15 protein-coding genes are annotated in these 18,810 nt (G+C 33.6%); 2 read left to right on the top strand and 13 right to left on the bottom strand.

The genetic code is table 11. The features are described from left to right. The 4 genes from G540_RS07355 to G540_RS0105230 form a co-directional block, all read right to left on the bottom strand. Entirely contained in the window at positions 1–1,332 is a 1,332-nt protein-coding gene (locus G540_RS07355) for an LssY C-terminal domain-containing protein (protein WP_027107223.1), read from the bottom strand. Between the two features lie 98 nt (positions 1,333–1,430). Beyond that, positions 1,431–2,132 (bottom strand): polysaccharide deacetylase family protein, encoded by a 702-nt coding sequence (locus G540_RS0105240; protein WP_027107222.1) that lies wholly within the window; start codon positions 2,130–2,132, stop codon positions 1,431–1,433. Then, complete coding sequence (locus tag G540_RS0105235) at positions 2,117–3,208, bottom strand: MGDG synthase family glycosyltransferase (protein WP_027107221.1); 1,092 nt, start codon at positions 3,206–3,208, stop codon at positions 2,117–2,119. The genes G540_RS0105240 and G540_RS0105235 overlap by 16 nt, the downstream gene beginning before the upstream one ends. A 127-nt stretch (positions 3,209–3,335) precedes the next feature. Then, positions 3,336–3,545, bottom strand: coding sequence for a helix-turn-helix transcriptional regulator (locus G540_RS0105230; RefSeq protein WP_027107220.1), 210 nt, complete (start codon positions 3,543–3,545; stop codon positions 3,336–3,338). Between the two features lie 272 nt (positions 3,546–3,817). Between G540_RS0105230 and G540_RS0105225 the strand changes: the two genes are divergently transcribed. Beyond that, positions 3,818–5,143, top strand: a complete 1,326-nt coding sequence (locus tag G540_RS0105225) for an FAD-dependent oxidoreductase (RefSeq protein ID WP_027107219.1) — start codon at positions 3,818–3,820, stop codon at positions 5,141–5,143. A gap of 59 nt (positions 5,144–5,202) precedes the next feature. Here G540_RS0105225 and G540_RS0105220 read toward each other — a convergent pair whose 3' ends face one another. Next, a complete protein-coding gene (locus G540_RS0105220; RefSeq protein WP_027107218.1) occupies positions 5,203–6,867 on the bottom strand; it encodes an FAD-dependent oxidoreductase in 1,665 nt (554 codons plus the stop codon). Between the two features lie 462 nt (positions 6,868–7,329). On the opposite strand from G540_RS0105220, the gene G540_RS0105215 reads away from it, so the two are divergent. After that, positions 7,330–7,770, top strand: coding sequence for an OsmC family protein (locus G540_RS0105215; protein ID WP_035463622.1), 441 nt, complete (start codon positions 7,330–7,332; stop codon positions 7,768–7,770). A gap of 72 nt (positions 7,771–7,842) precedes the next feature. Here the strand turns inward: G540_RS0105215 and G540_RS0105210 are convergent, their stop codons facing one another. The 8 genes from G540_RS0105210 to pglX all read right to left on the bottom strand — a co-directional run bounded on the left by G540_RS0105210 (position 7,843) and on the right by pglX (position 18,803). Continuing rightward, positions 7,843–8,160 carry a hypothetical protein gene (locus G540_RS0105210; protein WP_027107216.1) on the bottom strand — a complete coding sequence of 106 codons (318 nt, stop codon included), beginning with the start codon at positions 8,158–8,160 and terminating at the stop codon, positions 7,843–7,845. After that, positions 8,157–8,495, bottom strand: coding sequence for a hypothetical protein (locus G540_RS0105205; protein WP_027107215.1), 339 nt, complete (start codon positions 8,493–8,495; stop codon positions 8,157–8,159). The genes G540_RS0105210 and G540_RS0105205 overlap by 4 nt, the downstream gene beginning before the upstream one ends. 139 nt (positions 8,496–8,634) lie before the next feature. Further along, positions 8,635–9,312: a hypothetical protein gene (locus tag G540_RS0105200; protein WP_027107214.1), complete on the bottom strand. Its 678-nt coding sequence runs from the start codon at positions 9,310–9,312 to the stop codon at positions 8,635–8,637. A gap of 134 nt (positions 9,313–9,446) precedes the next feature. Beyond that, positions 9,447–10,775, bottom strand: a complete 1,329-nt coding sequence (locus tag G540_RS0105195) for an MATE family efflux transporter (protein WP_027107213.1) — start codon at positions 10,773–10,775, stop codon at positions 9,447–9,449. A 197-nt stretch (positions 10,776–10,972) separates the two neighbouring features. Further along, positions 10,973–11,887 (bottom strand): ATP-grasp domain-containing protein, encoded by a 915-nt coding sequence (locus tag G540_RS0105190; RefSeq protein ID WP_202804130.1) that lies wholly within the window; start codon positions 11,885–11,887, stop codon positions 10,973–10,975. Between the two features lie 101 nt (positions 11,888–11,988). Continuing rightward, the gene (locus G540_RS07125) at positions 11,989–12,453 is read right to left on the bottom strand and encodes an 8-oxo-dGTP diphosphatase (protein ID WP_035463620.1); all 465 of its coding nucleotides are present in this window, start codon (positions 12,451–12,453) and stop codon (positions 11,989–11,991) included. Positions 12,454–12,630: 177 nt separating this feature from the next. Continuing rightward, the gene (pglZ, locus tag G540_RS0105180) at positions 12,631–15,234 is read right to left on the bottom strand and encodes a BREX-1 system phosphatase PglZ type A (protein WP_027107211.1); all 2,604 of its coding nucleotides are present in this window, start codon (positions 15,232–15,234) and stop codon (positions 12,631–12,633) included. A gap of 11 nt (positions 15,235–15,245) precedes the next feature. Then, the gene (gene pglX / locus G540_RS0105175) at positions 15,246–18,803 is read right to left on the bottom strand and encodes a BREX-1 system adenine-specific DNA-methyltransferase PglX (protein ID WP_027107210.1); all 3,558 of its coding nucleotides are present in this window, start codon (positions 18,801–18,803) and stop codon (positions 15,246–15,248) included. Positions 18,804–18,810 lie beyond the last annotated feature (7 nt).

The raw sequence follows: 18,810 nt of genomic DNA, 5'->3' as shown, positions 1-18,810 counted from the left end.
TTATTCACCCCGCCGTTGAATCGTGTAAACCCATTGTCTAATATCAGGTGATGATAAAATAATAACCACCGCAATTGAGACCCCGGTATAAACAAGATTGTAAAGTAGTGATGAATGATCAGTATAGGTGTTAATAATACCTAACGTGGCGGAAATCGAAGCAATAATTAAGAAAATCAAGCGACTCCACTTGAATTTTTTCAAAGTTAAGATATATAACACTAAGTTAACGATACTACCGATTAACATACCAAATAAAGTAATGACACCTTCTATTTCTGACATACTAAGCTGGTCATTAATTAAATAAACGAAAGAGAAGAAACTTAAAACGACTAAAACTAGTTTAATAATCATAAAAGTTCCGATATAGATTAATGATTTCGGTGGTAATTCTTTATTTAAAGCTTTATTGTCTTTAGTAATTTTCAAATTATCTTGTTGGATTAAATCAACGTGATGCTCATGCGCTCTTTTGGCAACTCCATGTAAATCAACAATTGGCATATTACCATCTGTTTCAATCGGATCGCCCCCACCATTTTCATCATGGTAAGGAATCGTGAACTCATCGATCACATCAACAGTAATATCATGATCAATGTATAGTAATGATTCAATAATATAATCACGTTCTTTATCAACATCTTTATCGATTTTATGCGTTACTTGTAAAGTCGTAGAAGTTAACCCGACCCCTTTATCAAAAGTTCCGGCCGCTAACCATTCCACCTTCTTACCACCCGGCAAATGCCAACCTTCAGGCACTTTCCAAAAACGCACGTGGTGGCGCTGTGAAGCACTACCATTGACTTCCATTTGATAGGCAAAGTCTTGTTTACGATTAAATAAATATAAACTAGAAACGGGTGCCGCTGGATATGGTTTATGTTTCAATGTTGAAAAAATAATTCCAAGTGAAGAACGTAAAGTAATTGGATCAGCTTTCGTCCAACCGGCTTGCCGCATCGCTGCGTGAATATCAGCTTCTGTCCCTAAAATACTTATATTAACGGGATCACCGAGAATCCCATCACCAGTTTTAGTTCGGGAAAGGAAGTAATCAGGTAAATATAAAGTCGTTAAGAAACTATGCAAGCGCGGCAAAGCGATATAAGATAACATACACCAAAATAAAACAAAGAAAATCAGACTTGATAATTTCATATGGAATGATGACAGTAATAAAGTTAAAGCATAGGCAAAAACTAATAAGAATCCATAAACAGTTAAAAAGCGATCAACCGCAATATAGACGCGGGCTTTCTTTTTCTTTTTCGTAGCAACATAATGATATTCAGGTTTTGTTTTGGGAATTGGATACTTGTCCAATTTTTCACCTCCAAACATTTAATTTTCAAAAATTATTGTAACATAGACCACAAAGAAAGACACCCTAACACGAAGCGGTTAAGATGTCTTTGTGATATTTATTCAATTTCAGCAACTGTCGCAAAACGATACCCTTGAGCTAATAATTCTGGGATAAAGATTTCTAAAGCAGCAATCGTTCTTTTTGGTGCTTGGTTACGACCGCGTCCATCATGTAAACAAATGATACTACCTGGTTTGACCCGTTTTCTTAATTTATGCGTGATTTGTTGCACAGTACTTGTAGCACGCCAATCTTCAGCCATTACATCCCACAGGATAATTTTCGTGTGGGCCTTGTGAGCAACGGGTGCTGTCAAGAGATTAAACTGCCCCCAAGGTGGACGATAAAAATGTGGCTCGACACCAATAGCACGTAAACTAGCTTGACTAGCTGCAAAATCAGTCACTGTCTGTTGCGGTGTGAAAAACATCGCATTAGTATGATCTTTGGAATGTGTACCGATCGCATGCCCCGCCTTTTGCATCGCTAAAATAGTTTCGGGATGGTCTTTCACAAAATCACCAACTACAAAAAAACTAGCCGGCACATGATATTTTTCCAATAAAGCTAATAATGCTGGTGTATCTTGGGAAGGTCCATCATCAAAAGTTAAATAAACAACTTTGTCAGTTGTAGACTGTTTTTTGAGTTTTTGGCGTCCCCGATAATAAGCCGTTGGTAAACCGGTATAAACTAAAGCAGCAGTTGCCAGCACACCGGCACTGATTTTAGCAATGGTTGTTAGATGTTTTGACATCGTTGTTCTTCTTCCTTTCGAAAAGCAGTCACGGGTGAAACATCATAATGTTGGGCTTTTAAATGAGCCATTTTAGCTTTGATTTCAGTTAAAAATTGATCATCATTAATTAATTGTTGGGCTTGCGGTACGATTTGATCATCTTCCCAAGCCACAACACCAATCTTTTCATCTTCAATAAAGCGCGCATTCCCAATTTCTTGTAATAAAAATGGCGGTAAGATTAATAAAGGTGTTTCACAATTGATTGCTTCAAACATCGTAATGCCGCCCGGTTTTGTAATGATCATATCAGCTTGGCGCATATATTCATTGACTTTCGTTGTATAACCGACACAGCGCACGTTAGGATATTCAGTCGATAATTTTTCATAGAGTTCATGATTATTACCAGCAATCACAGTTAGTGCCACGTTGGGATTTTGGAGTAATTCCGCAATTAATTCATCAATGCCGCGAATTAACCCCAGACCACCACCCATTAATAGGATTTGTTTTTGTGTGGCATTTTCAGGTGGTGCAATCGTTTGTGTCGCTTGTTTAAAGGCTTGTTTCACGGGAATACCGACCACTTTGATATCTTCAGCTAGCACACCACGCTGCACGAGCGCTTCTTTGGTCGAATCGCCCCCAACAAAGTATAAATCAGTATTGGAAGCTACCCATTCATCATGGAGGGTAATATCAGTAATATAAGTGTAGAGTTGAATATCATCATGATAATCAGCTTTATAATGACCAATATATTTCCCACAACTTGGGAAAGTGGTCACAATAATATCCGGTTGATATTCATCAATCATTTCTTTAATTCTTTTTTCAATCATACTTTTGAACGGAACCATGGTATGCCGATCGGCGAGTAGATTAACTTTATTATATAAATCGGAACTATGTTTGACGAAAAAGGCAAAGCTGCGATAAATTGAGTCCGCCATATTGGGTGTAATATACTCCACAAAATCAAGGACGGTGACGTTAATATCTTCATCATCCATTAATGTTTCTTGGCGAATCGCTTCAGCAACTGAGACGTGCCCCATTCCAAACTTTCCGGTCAGGATTAACACATTCATTTTTTGTTTTTACTCCCTTTAATAAATAATATACTTTTTTCATTTTACAATATTAACTATTTAAGTGCTAGTAAGTTAGTTGAATCTTAAACAATCAAAAACAGCCCCACTAAAAAAGTTGAGCTGTTTAGTCAAAATAAAATAATTCTTCAAATTTCTTATCAAGTGCAATACATAATATCAGGGCTAGTTTGGCCGTTGGATTAAACTGTCCGTTTTCAATAGAACTAATCGTTTGTCGTGAAACACCGACTAATTTCGCTAAGGCCGTTTGTGAGAGTTTGTGTTCTTTGCGGACTTTTGCTAGATTGTTTTTTAATTTTAATTCGTCATTCATCGTCTAAAGTTCCTGTACGGGCGAAAGATTATTTAGTCCTGTGATTACTGATAATAAGAAAACGAAGAAAAGTTCTGCTTTTTTCAATTTAATCACTCCTTAATTTGACAAGTACGCTTGTCAAAAACATAATAACCTTTCTCGGTTCTTTAGTCAATATGATATCTAGTAGGAATTAACCTGATAAAAAAGATTGCGCACAATTATATTTTTGTGTTAAAATTCCCTTACAATAAATAAGAAAATGATTAACTTATAAAGGTGGTTATTTTATGGAATATCAAGTTAAAAATTTAATTATCGGTTTTGGTAAAGGTGGTAAAACTCTTGCAGGAAAATTAGCTAATCAAGGTGAACCCGTTGTTATTATTGAAAAATCTAATCAAATGTATGGCGGAACTTGCATTAATGTTGGTTGCTTACCTTCTAAAAAATTAATTTTGCAAGGTGAACAACAAGTCCCTTTCCCAGAAGCTGTTCATGATAAAAATCAGATGACTTCATTTTTACGTGATAAGAACTATCATTTATTAGCTGATCAAGATTTAATTACAGTTATCGATGGTAAAGCACGCTTTTTAGCTGATCATCTAGTCGAAGTTCTCCAACCAGATGGTAGTAAAATTAACTATCAAGCAGAACGGATTTTTATTAATACTGGATCAACCCCTTTTATGGTGCCTATTCCTGGATTAGCCGCTTCCAAATATCGGATTGATTCAACTCAAGCGATGGATTTAACAAAAGCACCGCAGCATCTGGTCATTATTGGTGGAGGGTATATCGGATTAGAATTTGCCTCCATGTTCCAACATTATGGTTCCAAGGTAACTGTGTTAGATCATAATAATGTATTTATCCCCCGTGAAGATCGTGATGTGGCTGATGCCGTTTATCACGATATGATTGCCGAAAAAATTGACATTAAAATGAATGTGCTGATTAAAAAAGTTAACCAAGATATTATTACATTTGAACAAGATGGCAAATTGCATACAATCACAGCCGATAAAATCTTAGTGGCAACTGGTCGCCGTCCAAACACAGCTGAATTAGGTTTGGAAAATACCAATATTGCAACCGATCAAACAGGTTCAATTGTGGTAGCTGATGATTTACAAACTACAGTTCCCAGCGTTTGGGCTTTAGGTGATGTTAAAGGTGGTCCCCAATTTACTTATATTTCACTTGATGATCAAAGAATTGTTGTAGATCAACTTTTTGGTAAAAAAGAATATAAGTTATCTGATCGGACATTAGTTCCCTATAGTGTCTTTTTAACACCACCACTCTCACGGATTGGTTTGAATGAACAAGATGCCAAAGCACAAGGGATTGAATATAAACTCTTTAAACTAGCAGTTGCTGCTATTCCTAAAGCACGTGTTATGAATGAAACACGCGGTATTTTTAAGATTTTAGTTGATCCAAAAACAGATTTAATTTTAGGTGCAACTATTTATGCAGTTGAATCACATGAAGTTATTAATCTAATTACGTTAGCTATGCAAAATAACCTTCCATATCAAATCTTACGTGATCAAATTTATACGCATCCGACTATGACAGAAGCCTTGAACGATGTTTTAAAAGATTAATTAAAAAAGCTATGAGTCGTACAAATTAGTACAGCTCATAGCTTTTTTGTGATTATAAATTATTTAATTAATAAATCTGGGAACATCACGTTGTATACGGCGTAACCACCATCAAAGTTCTTCACATCTTTGAAACCTGTTCCGACTAAGAAACGTTCAGCAATGTAACTTTGTTGGCCAGAGTAACAAGCAATTAGATAACTTTGTTCTTTATCAAGTTCACCGACCCGAGCACGTAACTCATTTAACGGAATATTAATCGCATTTGGTAAATGTCCCATTTTGATGAAATCTTGGTGAGCACGCACATCTAAAACAATCGCGCCGTCTTTCATTTTATCTGGTAAATCATACCATTGCACATTATGAGAATAGCCTTCTAATAAGTTCATTCCGGCATAACCAGCCATATTCACGATATCTTTTGCGACACCATATGGAGGTGAGTAGCTTAATTCCATTTCTGGTAAGTCTTGAATCGTTAAATTACCTTTAATAGCGGCTGCAATCACATCAATCCGACGATCAGCGCCGACTGGACCAAAGGCTTGTGCGCCGTAAATTTTACCAGTTGTTTGATCGAAAATGATTTTCAAAGTGATTCCTTTAGCACCAGGATAGTATTTCGCATGATCTGGACCAGACACATGTAAGATTCCTGGTTCAATATCTAAAGCACGTACGGCTCTTTCACTTAAACCAGTTGATGCTAAAGCAAATCCAAAGACACCAACAATCGATGTTCCGATGCTACCACGGTTTTTATGTGGTAAATGACCGATAATATTATCAGCTACTTGGCGACCTTCCCGGTTAGCAGGTGAAGCTAAAGCAATCATCCCTAACTGACCACTAATTTGATTTTTAACAGCAATTGCATCACCGACAGCGTAAATATCAGCCACATTTGTTTTGTAATGTTCATCAACGATAATGCTGCCACGTTCTGTAACTTGAACGCCTGCTTTTTGAGCGAGTGCGATTCTTGGACGGACACCAACAGACATCACGACTAAATCAGCTTCTAAGAAACTACCATCATCTAAAATAATCTTGTGACCGTTATTTTGGAATTCTTGGGCAGCGACATTTGTTAAGACGTTTACTTTGTTTTTGCGTAAAACATTTTGTAAATATGTTGCCATTTCAATATCAACTGGTGGCAAGATATGTGGTGCTTTTTCGACTAAATGCACATTTAAACCGCGTTGAGCTAAGTTTTCAGCGACTTCCACACCGATAAACCCAGCACCAATCACAACTGCATTCTTCACTTCTGTATCATTAAGTTGGTGCATAATATCTTCTAAATCCATGATGCTCACTAATGTATGGACATTATCAGCATCTGCTAACCCTTTAATTGGTGGAACAAAAGGTGCTGCCCCGGGAGAAAGTACTAAAGAGTCATAAGAATCTGTAAATGTTTCATTATTGTGTTTCACGGTGACTGTTTTATTTTCAGGATCAATATCAATTACTTCATGAGCAACTAAAGCATTAATATTGAAACGATCTTTCAAAGCTTGTGGTGTTTGCACAAGCAATGATTCTTCTTCAGGAATCGTTCCTGAGATATGATAAGGCAATCCACAGTTGGCAAATGAGACATAATCACCTTTTTCATAAACTGTAATATCTAAATCTTCATTTAAACGACGAGCTCTGGTTGCAGCCGACATACCGCCAGCAACCCCACCGACAATAACTAACTTCTTTTTCATAATAAAGCCTCCCTTATATCCTTCCCCTTCATCGTATCATGATAACTTAATGTTTTAAACTAAATTGCTTACGAATAACGACTGCAGACCGCTTTAAAAACGGACTTTTTAATCAGTTTTAAACTGCTGAAATCTTCTTTTTGACTAAAAATAGCGATATATTTGTATATTACATAAATATAATATGTATAATACATAATGTTGTTATAACAATAATTATCGATTTTTTAGACCCGAAAACGACCGGCTTAATGTTTTTTTATAATTTACATGTCTTTCTCATCAAAAAGACAATTATTCCATTCATAAACTAGTTAATAAATTATTTACGCTGAGTTAAGCGCCCCTCCTTAAATATCGAAAAAAAGAACAGTTCTGAGCGGAATACTTGAAAACGCTTACGTAAAAGCGTACGATAAATATGTAGTAAGGGAAGATGTTTTTTTGAAAGGATGATAAATTATGTTACATACATTTAAGGCAAACGCAAAGAAAACTCCAATCGGTTTAGAAGTCTCCACCACAGCGCGTGATTTTGAAATTCGTTTAGATGAACCAAAATCATTAGGTGGATCTGATAAAGGAATGAACCCTGTTGAAGCAATGTTGAGTGCATTAGGTGCTTGCGAAGTTATTACAGCAGCTGCTTTTGCGAAATCACAAAACTTCACTTTCGAAGATTGCTGGGTTGAATTAGAAGGCGATTTAGACTTTGCTGGTTTCAAAGGTTCTAAACATGTCCGGAACGGTTTCCAAGAAATCCGCTTTAAAATGCACTTTAAGACAGATGAATCACAAGAACGTTGTGAAGAATTCACTCGTTTCGTAGAATCACGCTGCCCTGTTTTCGATAACTTAACAAATGGTGTTGATGTTGTCTGCTCAGGTGTTGTGAAAGACTAATTTAATTATCAAATAAAAAAGGCTCTGAACGATACTTAATTGTATGGTTCAGGGCCTTTTGACTTTGAGGACTTAACCTAATAAGAAGTCGAGTGCGCGAAAATCCAGCACGATGAAAACTAATACCAATACTATCAAAAACATTACCTTCCAATTCACGAGGTGTTTATCATAATAATCATTATCTTTAAATAATTTTACTAAGCTTTTAACTTGATAATAAAGCGCTAAATAACAAAAAATACTGATCAACAAATATGCCACGTATTTAAATTGATGCGGATGAATAATAATCTGTAAGATAAATTGGAAAATCACTAGCACAAAAGTTGTGATATTTAATCTTTTGAGACGTTTGATGCGCCGTTGCTGTTTTTTGAGCTTTTTCATGATATACCTCCCATCAGAGTATCACGAATCATACGCAAAAGTGGAATCACAAAAGCTGCCACGAAACAAGGAATCGCAATCCAGAGCGCAATATTGGCATAAAAGAGAAAATCAAAATTCGTAATCTTATCATCAATAACTAACTTTAATAAATAGTCTTTTTTAATTTTTAAATACATCGTAATGATCATACACCCGATTCCCATGATTAAAGCCATTACCAGTGGTTTATCTAGCAATGTGATAAAAGCTAGCACAATAAAACAGAACGCACTAATACTCGTTAACCATAAAAACCAGTTCACATATTTGATAAAGTTAATAATTTCCTCCATACATTCGTTCAACTCCTTAGTCCGATTTATGTAATTATCATCTTAATATTTTTAAATAATATTCTTTATCATCATATCATAAAACAATTCAAAAAAGCCATCACATAACAATTTATGTGATGGCTTGTAGTTATTAATATTATTGTTGATTTGCTTGATGATGATGTTTATTTTGGTGATGTTTAGCCTGATGATGCTGCACTGGTTCATGATGTTGCGGTTGTTGATGCTGAACCTCTGTGTGATGCTGCTGTGGAGCCACAGGAGCTGGTTTGGGCGTTTGATTAGCATGATGTGGTTCATTATGATGCTCACTAGCTTGTTGCGCGTGAGAAGCAGCAGCTGGCGCTGGAACCGGATGATGTTTCATGCCATCTTTGAAATTACAATGATTTTTCGCGTGATTACATTCACCTTCATAGACTAACTGTTGATCGTGATGGACTTTGACATGCATCAGTGTCGCTTTTGGACTATTATGACTCACGACATGATGCTTTTGATCTTCCCAAATGATTTTAATATCATCTTTCGTAATTTTATGGTCACATTTCATCTTGTAGACTTGATATTGGTCGTTCAGTTTGGGATCATCACTCGTATTATAACTATAAAAGACAAGTTCGTGATCTTTTTGAAAGACTTTGAAATTTTCACAACTTTTGGCGTGATATTGCGCGATTAAATATTTATCAGCTAACGGCGCATGATCTGAGTGATGCTGGGAATTGGAACTAACGAGATTCTTACCTAAAACAACGGCTAAAACAACACCGATAATGACAGAAAAGACGATAATAACTTTTTTATTTTTCAAGATATCCTCCTCCAAACACTAATAACAAGACTAACCTTCAACTTAATTATATAAATTACAAGTTGAAAATACTATCTAATTAAGATTAATTTAAGGAAAGCTTATAGTTAGATAATTAATTGTTTACAATATAACTATTTAAAATATAAATCCCTTTTCTTAAACATTATCCAGAGACAAATAAGTGCTGTTCCAAGCTCTGCCATGGGAAGTGCTAACCAGAGACCTTGGACATCCATAACTCGAGGCAAGACAAGGACTGCCAGCGGAATCAGCAGAAAGCCCCGACTAATAGCTATCCACATAGAAGTAATAGGATTGTCGACTGCTGTATTAAAGCCAGACTGAAGTATATTAAAGCCACAGAAAAATAAATTAAGCGCAAAGAGATTCATTCCATCGAGGGCAAATTTTAAAATGGCAGGATTATCTTTAATAAAGAGCAGGATCAAATCTTCTCCAAAATAGAATAAAACTAAAAACGAAAGCAAACCAAAGACAAAGTTAAGCACTGCTGATAGATAAAAGACCTTGCGAACTCTGTGATGATTGCCTGCTCCATAGTTGTAACTGACTATTGAAGAAATACCATCAGATACTCCAAACATTAAAAGAACAGCAAAATTTTGAATATACATAATTACGGTAAAAGCAGCAATGCCACCTTCTCCTGCAAACTGTAAAAAAGCACGATTAAATAAAAATAAAGCAAGTGCCGTTGCTAAATAGCTAATACCTTCTGATGATCCATTAACGGATGCCTTGATAAAAATATCTAATCTAAATCTACCATCAAAAATATTGACAGCAGAAGATTTTTTCATAAGTGGTGGTAATGTAATTAAAAAACCTACTAAATATGCTAATCCTGTAGCAATCGCAGCACCGACTACTCCTAAATGGAGAATTTTTATAGCTATAAAATCGCCGGTGATATTTGTAATCAGGGCACCAATAGTAGCGTATAAATAGAGTCGCGGCTTGCCAATTAGTCGATCGACAAAGCCAAATAAAAGCATAAATGTAGCAAAAAAGATAAAGAATGAAAAGGTAAAGATATAGGCTTTTGTATCATTCATTAGGACTTGATTGGCACCTAATAATCTGGCAAAATCACCTGAAAAGCATACGCCTAAAACAGTAATAATCATAGATATAATACTTAGTCCGACTACAGCACTTTTAAAAATATCCTTGGCTTTAGCATTATCGTTTTGACCTAAGGTAATACCTAAATAACTTAATGTGCCGATACAGATAATCATTCCGGTCCCTATCCATAGTTGCATAAATGGCGTAGCGACATTGACAGCAGCCATTGAATTGATACTGCCATAATTCCCCAAAAAGATACCATCTATCATTCCTTGAATACCTGTAATTACCATAGAAATAATGGCAGGTAGAACATATTTGATAAAAAGTTTCAACAGGCTTTCTTTTCCTAGTTGAATATTTTCCATTTTCTCTTCTCCTAAGTGTTCAACATTTAAAATTCAGATTACAATATTAATTTTATTTTATAGTTATCTGATATTATTATAGCAAACTTTAGCATTTTTTGATTTTCTATAAAGTACAATATAAAAACCAGCAGAAATCCTGCTGGCTGGTGGTTTAATTTGGAATATTTAAATGGTGATTAATTTGATCAATTGGTTTATTTATAATTTTCAAAAGCATTATAAAATATATCTTCAGGTATATCTTGAAGTCCGGATACTTGACCATCTCCAAGTTCCATAATAACCAGTTTTCCATCCGTTTTTCTTGCAAGGTCTATGGTTACAAATTTGCTTTTCAACTGCTTAGAAATGTCTGATATCCATTCTTTTTCTTCAGATGATAAATTACTTTCTGCGTGATGCCAATATGAATCCATCACTATAGGAATATTATTCAAAATAAATATTCTATATTCTTCTGATATCGGCATATTACTTTTCTCGTGATGTCCAATAGTTTTTAATTCAAGAAATTCTCTAAGAACAATTCCTCCTACTAAGTATTCATCTTGCCTTTTTATAAAGGTCTTTATTACTTCCAGAGCTTTATTTACATCCTTAACATCTGGAATAAAACAAGCTTCATCCCATTCGTGTTTTCTGCTTTTTACATAGTCCTTCACAATAACATCTTCAGAAAAGTTTTGCAAAATCTCTTTTAGCGACTCATCTGACAAGTCCTCTGTCCATACAGATTTAGCTGTTAATTTTTGAAATTCATCGTACCAATTAGGCAAAAGATGATATTTTTCATATTCTTCTGGAGTATTAATAAGTTCGATCCCTTTTTGAGATAAGGCTTCATAAAAAGTCCTATACATTTTAGGTTTCATCATCCAACCTCTATAAATCGCTTGACCTTTTATTTCATCTCCAGAGAGTTTTAATTTTCCATCTGCCATATCTTCAAAGCTAAATAAAGCACAATTATTGCCTAATTTTTTGCTGATTTCAAATTCTTCTTCATAACCAAAATCAACTTTATTTTTATATAGCGGATGATTACAGTATATAAAATTAAGACTTTTGTTTTGACAAATGTCCCTGTTTATTTCCATTACTACAATCACTCTCCTAAAACTAAAATGAATACTATAACAGTTAAAAGAATTCCAATAATATAATTCGATATCTATCAGAAGTATTCTTATTTAATATGTATTAACTCTAATCAATACAACTCACCCTTATACGTATCTCCATCAGGTTTCATAAAGCATTCATTTATATCATCATTTTCTATCATAGTTATGACGTGTTCTGTGCCTGTGGCAAGCTTTTTCTTCTTTAGTTCTTCAAGCTCTATCCAGTAAACCTTGCCTTCACGTGAGCTTGTCAATTCTCCTGTAAAGTCCTTTGCGTGGTAGATAAATAGCACATAGTGAATATCATTTCTGTACCAATGATAGACTCCTTTAAGCTTAGGATGTTTAATTATAAGACCTGTTTCTTCTCTTACTTCTCTAATAATTGAGTCATTAAAAATCTCATTCTTCTCTATATGCCCACCTGGAAATGTAGTTCCTGTGTATGAACCTGTTACCTTATCTATGGCAACAACATTTCCCTGATCGTCTTCTATGACGCACATATTCGTCAATATAACTTGCTCTGGTTTATGCTTATTTTCTGCCATCTTTTGGGACTCCTTTATTTAGTTAAATCTAATCCTATTCTACCGTAATATGTTATATTCTTCCATAATCCATACAGATCTTTGAGAAAAACATTATAGACCGCTTCATTTTATATAGTTATCTGATTTTCTATAAAGTACAATAAAAAGCCAGCAGAAATTCTGCTGGCTTGGGGTTTAACTAAAGAAATCTAATTCACCTGTAGGAAAAGGAATATCGATAGAGAATTCTATTTTTTCAGGTGGTAATTGATTTGATTCTTCTATTATCATCAGGTAATAAGGGTTTTTACTGTTATAATTTCCAGTTTTGAGGTTAAAACTAACATCAAACTTTCTATCTGTATCATCAGTTACATTTTTTCTATCAGCAATTATTCTGACTTCATCTGAAATTTTACTTCCATATTCATCAACAAAGTACAATGTAAAATTAGCTGCTACCCGATTAACTGACACCATTTCACTTTGGTAAAATGACATCTTAAATATCATATTACTAATTTTTCTACTATTTGAAAGAACTTTCAGTTCAACTGGTTTTGTATCATACTTATTTTTGTTTTCCTGATAAGTCTTGCTAGCGTTTCTTAGATGTTTATAAGAAATTAGCGGAACCATCATTTCTTGTAAGGAGATACCACCATGAACAAAATTAATTCCACCGCCTTGTTTTTTGATACGGCTATTTTCTCTTGGTGTAAAACCTTTCAGACCTGGATTGTCAGCGATTATTTTCACAGGCATCAAATAATCCGGCTCAGCAGTATCATTCATAACAGCGTATCTTCTACCAACTGCTACTGCACCATCAAAGCCTTTCTTTTGGATTTTATCTTCTTCAGTAAATGGATTATAAGTATAGATAAAACCGTGATCTGCTGTAATCATAATATTGACACCAGAAAAATCATTCACAATAATTCTAACTAAATTTTTGAGTTCGCTGATTGCAACGTCACAAGCAGAGAAGACTTCATTGCCAGATCCATGTCCAGCTTCATCAATTCTATCATGATAAATATAAACTACATCCATACCCTTCACTAAAGCTTTTTTTTCGTCACGTTTCATCTGTATTAAATCATCATATTTTAAAGTTACAGATTTATCATTAGCTTTTTTGAGTATCTTTTCTCGATAGTTGGAATCTGTATATTCTTGATCAGCTAAGACCTTGATATTATCATTTTTAATATCTATACTAAGCTCTTTTTTAGGAAGTAAGGCTGCCATTCCAAAAGGTGTAATAGTTGGGAAAATCCCTTCCATATTATTCATTTCTACTTGACATTGCATTTCTTTCTTAAGTTCTTCAGCAAGCTCGACCCCAACCTCATAACGCATTGCATCTGAAATAATAACAAACATCTTTGTTTTAGCATATTTGATATTATCCTGATAAAAATCGACTTGTCTATTTAACTCTGGAATATAACCATATTTTTCTAAACTTTCTCCAGCTATATTACACCAGTTGTTTAGTAAATTATCTAAGAACCAGTTTTTATATATACCTTCAGCACGTTCACTTGCTCTTTTGAACACATCATCCAGTCTTAAATTATGATTGGTTAAACTTTCCTGTAAAGCTCTTTGGAACTTTCTATAGTAAGTATCCATAATATAAAAGTCATTAGCATAATTTTCCCAAAGTTTTTGCGGTTCTATTTCATGGAAAGATTGTTGGTGTTGATTGTAAAATTCCTTCATCTTCGCCATGTAATAAATACCTTCATAATAATGTTCAAAATCGTGATGCCAAGCCATAACTCGTCTATTTTCTACAATTTTAATCAAGCTTTCTGTATCTATGATATTGTTGGCAATATTATCGAGTAGTTTATACAAAATAGCTTCATCAACTTCTTCGAAAGCCTCTGAATTTTCAAATTTCACCAAATCAGTCTCTTTTAATCTGTCATAAAGATTTATTTCTGCAGCAATCTCTTTTGAAAATTGTTTAAACAATTCTTTATCATGAGTATCTCGTATCCAATCTTCTACAAACTCAAAACAAAATGTTTCTTGTGGGATATTAATATACTTATCCAAGTCATCAAAGACAGACTTATCTATATTTCTTAATGAAGCTGTTAGCAAAATACTTACAAAGAGATCCTTAATAGAAGGATCTTCTGCATGATATCCACTGCCTTGATTAGCTAATTCCCAGAAAGCTTTATCTATATCATATTTTTTCATTTCTTGATAGATTGAGTTTTCATTTTTATCTAACCCAGCTTTGATGACTTCTCTAATGATAGTAGCAGGTATCATTTCACAATTTGCTATAACACTCATAATAGCAAGTACAAATTTAGACTCACTATCAATCTTGTTAGATAATTTCTTGATATCTTCGCGTCTTTTCTTGGCATTAAAGAATTTTTTATATTGTTTAACTATTTTTCTAAAGGGTCTATAATCATCCAGTCCCATTTCAGCTATTTCAATAGAGACTCTATCTGCTCTAAAATCTTCTGTTCCTTTAAGTTTAAAGATATCTGTAATCCAATTGTCTTCATTTGACTTGAATTCAATTGGACAATATAGCAAATAATCAGACTCCGTATCATCAAAACATAAAGTCTTTTTGACGAAAAATTTGTTATTATCGGTCATCTTAAGGACTTTTACATTTTCGATAGATACTTCATCTATAAGATCTTCAAACTCTTGTTCCTGATCCATCCATATAACAATTCGTCGGTTATAAAATTCAGGAAGTTCAGCTGCAAATTTCTTATTTAAATCTTTTGTAATATCGTTTAAGTCCATAAGCATACCTCCTATATTTTTGCGAGTATATCTTTAAATTTGGCGTAATTTTCTTTGACTCCGTCATCAAGATCTATTGCTAAACTTGCATCGGCAAAGTGTTGTACTTTTTCTTCATATTTTTCTGTTTCTAGAATTAGTTTCTTAAGTCTATTAGCTTGTTTTTGATAGGTAACTTTATCTGAACTAGCACTTTCTATTTGTTTTTCTAAATGCTCTAGTTCTTGCTTATATCTATCTTGAATCTCAAAGAGATAGCGGATTCTAAGTCGTGCTATGGTGTCTTTTTGATATCGATGCATATAAATCAAGTTTCTACTGGATCCTAACTTGCCACTATCTGCAAGCCAGTATATTGGTCGTTTTTTATATTTCTTAACGTGTTCTTTATAAAAATCATTCATAAAGTAAGCTCTGATCTTTTCAGTTGAATTATCAGAAGCTTTGCCTTTAAGAACACTGGCGATAAAATCTAAGTTTTCATTGACTGTCTCTTCACCAAAAGTTATTTTCAAGAAGTTTCTAAGACGTACTAGTACATCATCTTCAAAATATTCCTTATCTGTAAATGGAATAATTCCATCTTCATCAGCAGGGAATTTAGTATATTTATTTGGATCAAATTCACCACCAGCATAAATCAAACCATCTTCATCAAGAGAATAGCGACCTAAAGAACAGCCTATAAAGTATGATAAGAAGTTCTTGATTACATCTTCTTTAGTAAGAATATATTTATTCCCCTTGATTTCTTCATAGATGTCTTTTTTGTTATCAAAGATTTTGGAAACTGTAATGTCTTTATCTGATACTTCCGGAGTAAGCTCATCTTCAAGACCATAAATTTCTATAAAGATACGATTAAGCTCTTCTTCGTTTGCTTTTAATGTAGCAAAACGAGTATTAATTTCCTCTTTATATGATTCATAGGCAGATGAAAGTAAGCCATCTTGCTTGTTGGCAAGTAATGGTGATTTCTCAAAATCCCAAGAAGTTTCGTGCATATCCCAGTCGCTCATAGCTAGACTGATATTCTGAAAAATAATTTCAGAAATATTATATTTATTAGAATTATTTCGTATTACTGGAAGTGATGCTATATGACCTGTTTCATAATTCAAAGTAGGTGATATCATACTAAAAATATATTTAGAAACATTGCTATTCAAAAGTGCAAAATCATACAACATATATTCATCTTTTTTATAAAAAATACAACATCCAGCAACATCAAATATAAATCCTTCTGGATAAAATCTAAACGCTATACTACCACTTGATATTTTAGACCAACTTAAGCATTTTTTATAATATTCACTAATACTTTTGATAGTTCTTGTATATGATTTATATTTGTGGGCTGCTAAGTCTTTAACTTCTTTACCGTCGTTTTCATAATTTATTAAATAATCTATATTTCCATACCATTTTCTAAATTCTCCGCCTTTATTATATGGAAACCATTTCTTTTTACTTTCTTTTGCTACATTTGAATTTTGAAAACCTATTCCAGTTTTATTAAAGTCCACTTCTTGCCATAATCTTAAAAATCTATTATTATCTGAAGTCGCCATTCCTTGTCTAGTATCACCTTCAGTTTTTAAAATTACCCCATGTTCAAAAGCATCCAAAATACTATCACTCGCCCAATAAGCTATTGACATTCCAGGAATATTCTTGAAGTTCTCAGTACTAATTTTAGCAAATCTATTACCTTGAACTGGAAATTCTTTAGGTCGATCTTCTTTAGTTCTTTCATCTTCAATAATATCTTCAAGTTTTATATGGTTATAAGTTCCTTTAAATCCATCTAAACGCATATTTCTAAATACAGTTACTGCAGTCCCAAACGCTATTCTCATAACCATATTATCCATATGCATTAGATTAGATATAGTCATATTTTCAATAACTTTCTTTCTGAATTTTTCATATGATGATAAGAACATCCAACTTTGCATTGTAACCATAGCATTAAACCCATAAGGTTTAATCATATCATTCCATTTTTCAATAAATACAGCAAAGAGGTCTGATTTACTATCTTTGTAATTATCTTTTACATATTTAGATAACTTTTTGTTCATACCAGAACCACCCATATATGGTGGATTTGTTACAACAACATCATATTTTTGACTTAAAATTTCAGCTTGTTTAACAAGAGGTAATAAACTTTCAATCAGGAACATACTATACATATCTGGATTTCCGTTTATCAGTTCATCAAATCTATCATATAGAATTTTAAAATCTACTTGTTTTACATCGATAATAGATCCATATTCCTTGGCATCAATCATATCATTAACAATTGAGTGGATAGCTTCTGATAACTCAGGTCTTCCATCTATAAAATAGTCTAATGCATATTTACCATTCTCTGTAATAAATAAATTACTTTCATCAATTGCATAAATTTTAGGCTGTGGACTATCTTTTCTGGATAAGAATCTTCTGTCGTACTGTCTGGCCTTCATCATGACAGAAAAATACGCTAGCTGTCTTGCTCGTTCATCAATATCCAGTCCATATATATTATTTTCTATTATCAGTTTTGCAGCATCTCTAGATCTATATCCATAAGATTCATAAATTTGGATCAAAACATCAAATAAATAACAAGTTATATGACCACTTCCTATAGATGGATCTATACATTTAATATCTACAGGTTCAATAAGTTCATATTCTTTGCGGATTTCTTTTAACTTTTCTTCCACTTGAGGTTCTTGCTCTGCTTCAGCAATATAATATCTCCAATTTTCTTGGATTGATTCATTAGGATGTCCTTCTAACCAAAGTCTACCTAGAGAATTTTCTACCATATATTTTACAATCCAATCTGGTGTAAATAACTGAGTAACTGCAGGGATATCTTCTTTGTTGATTTTTTTTGACTTTGGTCGACTAAATACTTCATCTTTAGGTTCAGTATTATAATACTGATACATCCATCCAATAATCTGAACTTGCTCTTTAAAATCTTCTTCTGGAATATCAACTACTAAAGAGTGGAGAACAGATTCATCTTTTAAAAGTCCTGTAGGCAAGAGTAACTCTGTATAGTCTGATATTTCTTCAAACATTCCAGGTAAGATATCAGATAATGCATTACACTGAGTAATAAAAAGATATCTAAATAGAGCTTCTTTATCAGCTGCTTGATAAAGTTCTAATACTTTAGTTTGATCCAGTCCATTCATGTCGATGTTCAGACACTCAGTTAGTATTTCTGGCGAAAAGTCGCCATTTTCACTGGAAAAGACTCTAATATGACTTGGTAGATATCCATTGACTTCCATAAATCTGATTGCAACAAATCTATTAAACCAAGTATAGGCTACTTCTTCTACAGTCTCATCAAAGCCATCTTTTTCAATTTTTTCTATCAGTATTTGTCTTTGCCGTTTTTCTTCAAGAGATAATAACTTACCTTGTATCGTGGCCTCTATAGCAGGTTTAATATTATCTTTTTCTATTTCATATTCTTTTGCTCTTTTTTTAACTGAAGCTATCAACTCTTGACGAGCCCAGATAGCAAAGTTTTTAATCGCAGTTTTATTCATAAATTAC

Origin of the sequence: Ligilactobacillus ceti DSM 22408 (assembly GCF_000423245.1) — a bacterium.
Taxonomy (GTDB): Bacteria; Bacillota; Bacilli; order Lactobacillales; family Lactobacillaceae; genus Ligilactobacillus; species Ligilactobacillus ceti.
The sequence above is the reverse complement of the archived record's forward strand: the minus strand, read 5'-3'. Positions and strand labels throughout refer to the sequence as shown.

What these genes read in the sequence shown, in the direction of transcription:
- G540_RS0105240 (WP_027107222.1), bottom strand. Translation starts at nt 2,132, where the DNA reads ATGTCAAAACATCTAACAACCATTGCTAAAATCAGTGCCGGTGTGCTG.
- G540_RS0105205 (WP_027107215.1), bottom strand. Translation starts at nt 8,495, where the DNA reads ATGGAGGAAATTATTAACTTTATCAAATATGTGAACTGGTTTTTATGG.
- G540_RS0105225 (WP_027107219.1), top strand. Translation starts at nt 3,818, where the DNA reads ATGGAATATCAAGTTAAAAATTTAATTATCGGTTTTGGTAAAGGTGGT.
- pglZ (WP_027107211.1), bottom strand. Translation starts at nt 15,234, where the DNA reads ATGGACTTAAACGATATTACAAAAGATTTAAATAAGAAATTTGCAGCT.
- G540_RS0105230 (WP_027107220.1), bottom strand. Translation starts at nt 3,545, where the DNA reads ATGAATGACGAATTAAAATTAAAAAACAATCTAGCAAAAGTCCGCAAA.
- G540_RS07125 (WP_035463620.1), bottom strand. Translation starts at nt 12,453, where the DNA reads ATGGCAGAAAATAAGCATAAACCAGAGCAAGTTATATTGACGAATATG.
- G540_RS0105220 (WP_027107218.1), bottom strand. Translation starts at nt 6,867, where the DNA reads ATGAAAAAGAAGTTAGTTATTGTCGGTGGGGTTGCTGGCGGTATGTCG.
- G540_RS0105195 (WP_027107213.1), bottom strand. Translation starts at nt 10,775, where the DNA reads ATGGAAAATATTCAACTAGGAAAAGAAAGCCTGTTGAAACTTTTTATC.
- G540_RS0105215 (WP_035463622.1), top strand. Translation starts at nt 7,330, where the DNA reads ATGTTACATACATTTAAGGCAAACGCAAAGAAAACTCCAATCGGTTTA.
- G540_RS0105235 (WP_027107221.1), bottom strand. Translation starts at nt 3,208, where the DNA reads ATGAATGTGTTAATCCTGACCGGAAAGTTTGGAATGGGGCACGTCTCA.
- pglX (WP_027107210.1), bottom strand. Translation starts at nt 18,803, where the DNA reads ATGAATAAAACTGCGATTAAAAACTTTGCTATCTGGGCTCGTCAAGAG.
- G540_RS0105210 (WP_027107216.1), bottom strand. Translation starts at nt 8,160, where the DNA reads ATGAAAAAGCTCAAAAAACAGCAACGGCGCATCAAACGTCTCAAAAGA.